The organism is Candidatus Limimorpha avicola (assembly GCF_056978975.1).
The window spans coordinates 137666-144640 of the sequence record NZ_DBMCYK010000005.1; the positions used below are offsets into that span (position 1 = coordinate 137666).

At 48.4% G+C, this 6975-nt stretch carries 6 protein-coding genes; all 6 read right to left on the reverse strand.

Going from position 1 to position 6975, the window contains the following annotated elements; genetic code table 11:
- Positions 1–5: 5 nt before the first annotated feature.
- The gene (locus ACZOVS_RS04110) at positions 6–1184 is read right to left on the reverse strand and encodes a UDP-N-acetyl glucosamine 2-epimerase (protein WP_483995958.1); all 1179 of its coding nucleotides are present in this window, start codon (positions 1182–1184) and stop codon (positions 6–8) included.
- A 3-nt stretch (positions 1185–1187) separates the two neighbouring features.
- Positions 1188–2396 (reverse strand): capsular polysaccharide biosynthesis protein CapF, encoded by a 1209-nt coding sequence (locus ACZOVS_RS04115; protein ID WP_483995959.1) that lies wholly within the window; start codon positions 2394–2396, stop codon positions 1188–1190.
- An 83-nt stretch (positions 2397–2479) separates the two neighbouring features.
- Positions 2480–3553, reverse strand: coding sequence for a polysaccharide biosynthesis protein (locus tag ACZOVS_RS04120; protein ID WP_483995960.1), 1074 nt, complete (start codon positions 3551–3553; stop codon positions 2480–2482).
- A 17-nt stretch (positions 3554–3570) separates the two neighbouring features.
- Positions 3571–4647: an NAD-dependent epimerase/dehydratase family protein gene (locus tag ACZOVS_RS04125; RefSeq protein ID WP_483995961.1), complete on the reverse strand. Its 1077-nt coding sequence runs from the start codon at positions 4645–4647 to the stop codon at positions 3571–3573.
- A gap of 2 nt (positions 4648–4649) precedes the next feature.
- Positions 4650–5969: a nucleotide sugar dehydrogenase gene (locus tag ACZOVS_RS04130; RefSeq protein ID WP_483995962.1), complete on the reverse strand. Its 1320-nt coding sequence runs from the start codon at positions 5967–5969 to the stop codon at positions 4650–4652.
- A 75-nt stretch (positions 5970–6044) separates the two neighbouring features.
- On the reverse strand, positions 6045–6605 hold the full coding sequence (locus tag ACZOVS_RS04135; protein WP_483995963.1) for a hypothetical protein: 561 nt from the start codon (positions 6603–6605) through the stop codon (positions 6045–6047).
- Positions 6606–6975: the final 370 nt, after the last annotated feature.

Sequence of the window (6975 nt, forward strand, 5' to 3'; positions counted from 1 at the left end):
CAGTATTATTTTCTCCAGACCATTTTGTTGACGACTCCGACATAGCTCTGTATGATCTTCACGACCTTGTTGGAGACATCGTCGGTGTAGTCGGGGACAGGGATGCCGTGGTTGCCGTCGGCGGTCATCCGTACGGCAAGCTCTACTGACTGCAGAAGCCCTTTCGTGTCTATGCCGCTGAGTATAAAGCAGCCCTTGTCCAATGCTTCGGGACGCTCTGTGCTGGTCCTGATGCATACGGCCGAGATGGGTTTGCCGATGGATGCGTAGAATGAACTTTCCTCAGGCAGTGTGCCGCTGTCGCTGACCACGCAGAACGAGTTCATCTGAAGGCAGTTGTAGTCGTGGAAGCCGAGCGGCTGCTGTACCTGTACGCGCGGGTCAAGCCTGAAGCCTGTGGCCTCCAGCCGGTGGCGCGAGCGCGGATGGCAGCTGTAGAGGATCGGCATATTGTATTTTTCCGCCATGCGGTTGATGGCCGTGAAGAGCGACAGGAAGTTCTTCTCCGTGTCGATGTTCTCCTCCCTGTGGGCCGACAGCAGTATGTACCTGCCCTTTTCAAGCCCGAGCCTCTGCAGCACGTCCGAGGCCTCTATGTCTGCGAGGTTCTCGCGCAGGACTTCCGCCATCGGGGAGCCGGTGACGTATGTGCGTTCGCGCGGCAGACCGCACTCGGCCAGGTACCTTCTGGCATGCTCGCTGTAGGCCAGGTTCACGTCCGAGATGATGTCCACTATCCTGCGGTTGGTCTCCTCCGGCAAACACTCGTCCTTACATCGGTTGCCGGCCTCCATGTGGAAGATGGGGATGTGCAGCCTCTTGGCGCCTATCACGCTAAGGCACGAATTGGTATCCCCAAGTACCAACACTGCATCTGGCCTTGTGGCGACCATCAGCTTGTAGCTGGCGTTGATGATGTTGCCGCAGGTGGCACCCAGGTCGTCCCCGACAGCATTCATGTACACCTCCGGGTCCTTCAGCTTCAGATCACGGAAAAATATGCCGTTGAGGGTGTAGTCGTAGTTCTGCCCAGTGTGCGCCAGAAGAACATCGAAGTATTTGCGGGTCTTGTTGATCACGGCGGCAAGACGGATGATCTCCGGTCTCGTCCCTACGATGATAAGAAGTTTGATTTTGCCGTTGTCGGCAAAGTGTATGTCCGAATAGTCTGTTTTCAGTTCCATATCCTATTGTTTTTCTACCGGGTCAAAGTATGTGTCCGGACGCTCTTTGTCGAAGATTTCGTTGCAGTACATAACAGTGACGAGATTCTCCGTCTCGGACAGGTTGATGATGTTGTGCGTGTAGCCGGGGAGCATTATCACACTCTGTATCCTTTCCCCGCTGACTTCATAGTTGAGGACCTCGTCCGTGCCTTCCTTGCGCAGCTGTATGAGCCCGTGTCCGGATACGACGATGAACTGTTCCCATTTCGTATGGTGCCAGTGCTGTCCCTTGGTGATGCCGGGTTTCGAGATGTTGACTGATACCTGCCCGCAGTTCAGGGTATGGACCAGTTCCGTGAAGCTCCCCCTTCCGTCCGTATTCATCTGCAGGTCGAAGATGGCTTTCTCTTTTGGCAGATAGCTAAGATATGTGCTGAACAGGCGTTTGGCAAAACTCTCGGAAGGCATTTCAGGTATCATCAAGGTTTTCTGCATGTCGGCAAAACTGTAGAGCATGTCAACTATCTCGCCTAATTTCACGTGATGCGTCAGGGGGGCTGCGCAGTAGCGGCCGTCGGCTTTCATTACCGTATCCACACCGTCGAACTCGCAGCGGTGCTCCCTGCCCTGCAGTGCGCATACCATCTCCTCCACCAGGTCATCGATGTAGAGCAGCTCCATGTCCACGTTCGGGTCATTGACCTGGATGGGGAGGCCGTTGGCTATGTTGTGGCAGAATGTTGCCACGGCACTGTTGTAGTTCGGTTTGCACCACTTGCCGTACAGGTTGGGAAAGCGATAGACCAGAACTTTCGCCCCGGTCTCCCTGCCATAGTCGAAGAACAACTCCTCGCCGGCTTTCTTGCTCTTTCCGTATTCCGATGTGCCGAAACGGCCGGCAAGTGTCGCCTGTATGCTGGAACTGAGCATCACAGGGCATCTGTTCCCGTGTTTCTTAAGGGTATCCAGCAGGGTAGAGGCGAATCCGAAATTGCCCTGCATGAACTCCTCCTGATTCTTCGGACGGTTGATTCCGGCCAGATTGAACACGAAGTCGCAGTCCCGGCACCATCTGTCAAGGTCTTCCGATGTGGAGTCGAGATCGTATTCATATACTTCCGACACGGAAAGGTCGCCGTAGCATCTGGCCTTCCCGTCCTTTATGTTGTTGAGCTGTGCACACAGATTCTTTCCTACGAAGCCTTTTGCTCCGGTTACCAATATCTTCATCTCTTATTATTATTTATTTCTTGTCTTATCTCGGGCGGAGTTGCCCTCTGTCACTACTGTGACTCTCGGTGGAGTTCTTTTCTCTATTCTGATCTTATGTCTCTCGGTTTTGACCTCTTCTCCATCCCCAAATCTTCCCTTATGAATCTCAGCCTCATCAACTGTTCCTTCATGCCTTCGACATCCAAACGTGTCGTGTTATGTGAATGGTAATCCTCTATCCTCGATATATCCTCGTTCCCTTCGGTAAAGAATTTGTCATAGTTCAAATCCCTCGTGTCACATGGAATACGGTAGTAGTTTCCCATGTCTATCGCTTTTGACATCTCCTCTCTCGTAACAAGTGTCTCATACAGTTTCTCTCCGTGACGCGTGCCGATTACCCTGACTTCCGTCTCTCCGTACTTGGGGTCTATCTTTCCATATATCTGCTTCAATGCTTCTGCCAACGTGGACAATGTCGCTGCAGGTGCCTTCTGCACAAACAAGTCTCCGTTGTGTCCATGCTGAAATGCATAGATTACCAGGTCCACGGCATCGTCCAATGTCATCATGAACCGCGTCATGTTCGGGTCCGTTATCGTTATCGGCTTCCCTTCCATCATCTGTTCCACCCACAACGGAATCACTGAGCCCCGACTTGCCATAACGTTGCCATAACGCGTGCAGCATATTGTCGTTGCTGCTCCTTCTCCCAATTCCCGTCCCTTGGCTATGGCTACTTTCTCCATCAACGCCTTGCTGATACCCATGGCATTAATGGGATATGCTGCCTTGTCCGTTGACAAAACAACCACATTCTTCACTCCGTGTTCTATGGCACTTTCAAGAACATTGCCCGTACCTATCACATTTGTCCGTGTGGCCTCCATAGGGAAAAACTCGCATGACGGCACCTGCTTCAACGCTGCTGCCGCGAACACATAATCCACTCCACGCATCGCAACATCCACAGACGCCTTATCTCTCACATTTCCTATATAGAATTTTACCTTGGGATTCTGCAGGGCATGACGCATGTCGTCCTGTTTCTTCTCATCACGGCTAAATATTCGGATTTCTTTGATGTCGCTGTCCAGGAAGCGACGAAGCACAGCGTTGCCGAAACTGCCAGTGCCACCGGTGATAAGTAAAATTTTATTTGCAAATACAGACATATTCGTAGAATGTTAAATTATTTATTATTGTGTTCCGAATACCACTCGGCAAAATTTCTTAATCCTGTGCGCAGCGGTGTGGACGGTTTGAATCCGAAGTCCTGTTCGAGAGGTGCAGTGTCGGCAAATGTTACGGGTACATCTCCGGGTTGCATGGGTACGAGTTCCTTGTGCGACTCGAAGTCATAGTTCTTCGGCAGGACTCCTGCACGGATGAGCTCTTCCTGCAGGACGGTGACGAAGTCAAGCAGGTTTTCCGGAGAGCTGTTGCCGATGTTGTACACCTTGTAGGGCGGCAACGGCAGTCCGTCTTCGCCGTTCCGTCTTTCTGGTGCGTGCTGCATCACCCGGACTACGCCTTCCACAATGTCGTCTATGTATGTAAAGTCACGTTTGCAGTTGCCGTAGTTGAAGATTTTGATCTTCTCTTCCTTTACCAGCTTGTCTGTGAAGCCGAAATAGGCCATGTCGGGGCGGCCGCACGGGCCATATACAGTGAAGAACCTCAAGCCTGTGGAAGGTATGTTGTACAGCTTGCTGTATGCATGCGCCAGCAGTTCGTTGCTCTTCTTGGTCGCTGCATACAGGCTTACAGGGTTGTCCACACGGTCATCCGTCGAGTAGGGCACTTTCTTGTTCGATCCGTAAACACTGGACGAGGATGCGTAGACGAGATGCTCGACGCCTTTCCGGCCGTTGTCATAGCTGTGGCGGCAGGCTTCGAGTATGTTGTAGAAACCTATTATGTTGCTCTCGATGTATGCGTCCGGATTGGTGATGCTGTACCTTACTCCGGCCTGTGCGGCGAGATTGACCACAACTGCCGGCCTGTACTCGCTGAATATGCGGATGACCGTTTCCCTGTCGGCTATGGTGTCGTGGATGAAGGTGAACCTGTCTCCGTATCCTTTCAGCTCATCCAGTCGCTCGTGTTTAAGGGATATGTCATAGTAGTCGGTGATGCTGTCTATGCCTATGACTTTGCAGTCCGGGAAATCATTCAGCAACCGTTTTGAAAGATTTGCCCCAATAAATCCGGCAGCACCTGTCACCAGTATGACAGAGCCGTCAAGTTTGATGTTACGTTCCAGCATGGTCAGTCCCTGTTGAATATGTCCCTTGTATATACTTTGTCTTTCACGTCATCCAGACAGGAGTCGTACCTGTTGGCGATGATGGCCTTCGACAATCTCTTGAATTCACCAAGGTCGTTGACAACCCTGCTGCCGAAGAATGTGCTTCCGTCCTCGAGGGTCGGTTCATAGATGATGATGGTGGCACCCTTTGCCTTGATGCGTTTCATCACTCCCTGTATGCTGCTTTGACGGAAATTGTCACTGTTGGATTTCATAGTGAGACGGTAAACTCCTATCGTGATATCTGTTTCTTTTGTCTCATCCCAACTACTGTCGTATTCATGGGCACCGGCTTTCTTCAGAACCTGACTCGCGATGAAGTCTTTCCTCGTACGGTTGCTTTCCACTATCGCTGTCATCATGTTCTGCGGCACGTCCTCATAGTTGGCCAACAACTGCTTCGTATCCTTGGGCAGACAGTATCCTCCGTATCCGAACGAGGGGTTGTTGTAATGTGTACCGATACGCGGGTCTAATCCTATTCCTTGTATTATGGCTTTAGAATCCAATCCCTTCACTTCAGCGTATGTGTCCAATTCATTAAAATAACTTACTCGCAGGGCTAGATACGTATTCGCAAAGAGTTTTACTGCCTCTGCTTCCTTGAGTCCCATATACAGCGTGTCTATATCCTGCTTTATGGCTCCTTCCTGCAACAGTGCAGCGAATGTATGTGCCGCCGCCTCCAAAACAGTCATATCTGCCATTGCCTTAATAGCTTCATTCTCCTCTGTAAATTCAGAATTGTCTATTATCTTGGGTATGCCTACTATTATTCGGCTCGGATACAGATTGTCGTACAAAGCCTTGCTCTCGCGCAGAAACTCCGGGGCGAAAAGCAGGTTGAGCCGTTTAAGTCCCTGTTTCCAGTACTTCACGTACAGGTTGCGACAATATCCCACCGGTATCGTGGACTTGATGACCATCACAGCCTCCGGATTCACCTTGAGCACAAGGTCTATCACCTCTTCCACATGGCTCGTATCAAAATAATTTTTTACAGGGTCATAATTCGTAGGGGCTGCTATCACCACATAATCCACTCCCTTATATGCTTCTTCCGCATCCATTGTCGCTCTCAGTTTCAACGGCTTTGTGGCAAGATACTCTTCTATCTCCTTATCTACAATCGGGGACCTCCTGTTGTTTATCATTTCCACCTTCTCTGGTATTATATCCACTGCCACTACCTCATGATGTTGGCTTAACAATGTCGCTATACTCAATCCGACATATCCGGTCCCTGCTACCGCTATCCTTATATCCTTATAAGGTCTCATATTATTATAACTCCTATAAATACGTAAATAATTATTTCAATATTGATATTATCAAAAACTAATAATATCCCTTTCTCACTCCAATATCTCAATATAATTTCTTGGCATGGAGTCTATCCGGGCGGTGATGATACCGTTGAGGTCTATATAGACACGGCGGATGTTTTGTACGCGGCGCAACACTCCTTCCATGCCGGCGAGCTTGCCTCCCAAGATGCGGCATCGCTTGCCCATACGTCTCAGATTATCGCTCATCTTCAGTAATGTCACATGTTCTTTCATCACCTCCAAAGCATAAATGAACAGTTGCATCACCCTGTCGTCAATCGTGATTATGTCGGGATTACCATTATCATCTTTTTTTATCATAAAACTAAGTTGGGAGCACAACTTGTCCTTATGCATAAGTTCTTCTATGTACGACTTGCTATGACGCACAAAGATAATGTCGTCAAACCAAGGAGTTTCCTTTATCACGATATCACCGTCCGTTAATACCACAGGTTCTTTGGTAACAGGAAGAAATATCTCAATCATTCTCAATTTCTTGAGATGTTCCCGAATCGATAGGATATTACCTTGAGACGATTTAAGCGGATACCACATTCTTTCCTTTTCCTTCTCGTCAAACATCATGATTTTTTAATAATGCTTCAAGTCTTTGGACAATATTCTGTCACCCAAATAAAGTACAATAAATACCATTACAATATTCTCTATTTGTAAACAGAATATAATCTGCGCTCCCCAACTTATTGCTAATAACCTATTTTACAATAACTTAGATATAACTTCTGTTTATTTTCCGAAAACTCATCCCATAGCTTTGTATTTCATTTACCATCTACTTCTCTTTTAAATAGAAATAGCAACCCAAGGTTGAATTTTCTTCTCTTTTTCCCATCTCTACATAAGAAATGGGAAAAATTTATAAATATCTGATATACAATATAATAATCTCATGTTTAATTTCTATGTTTAACATTTTCGCTAAATAATGTCAATT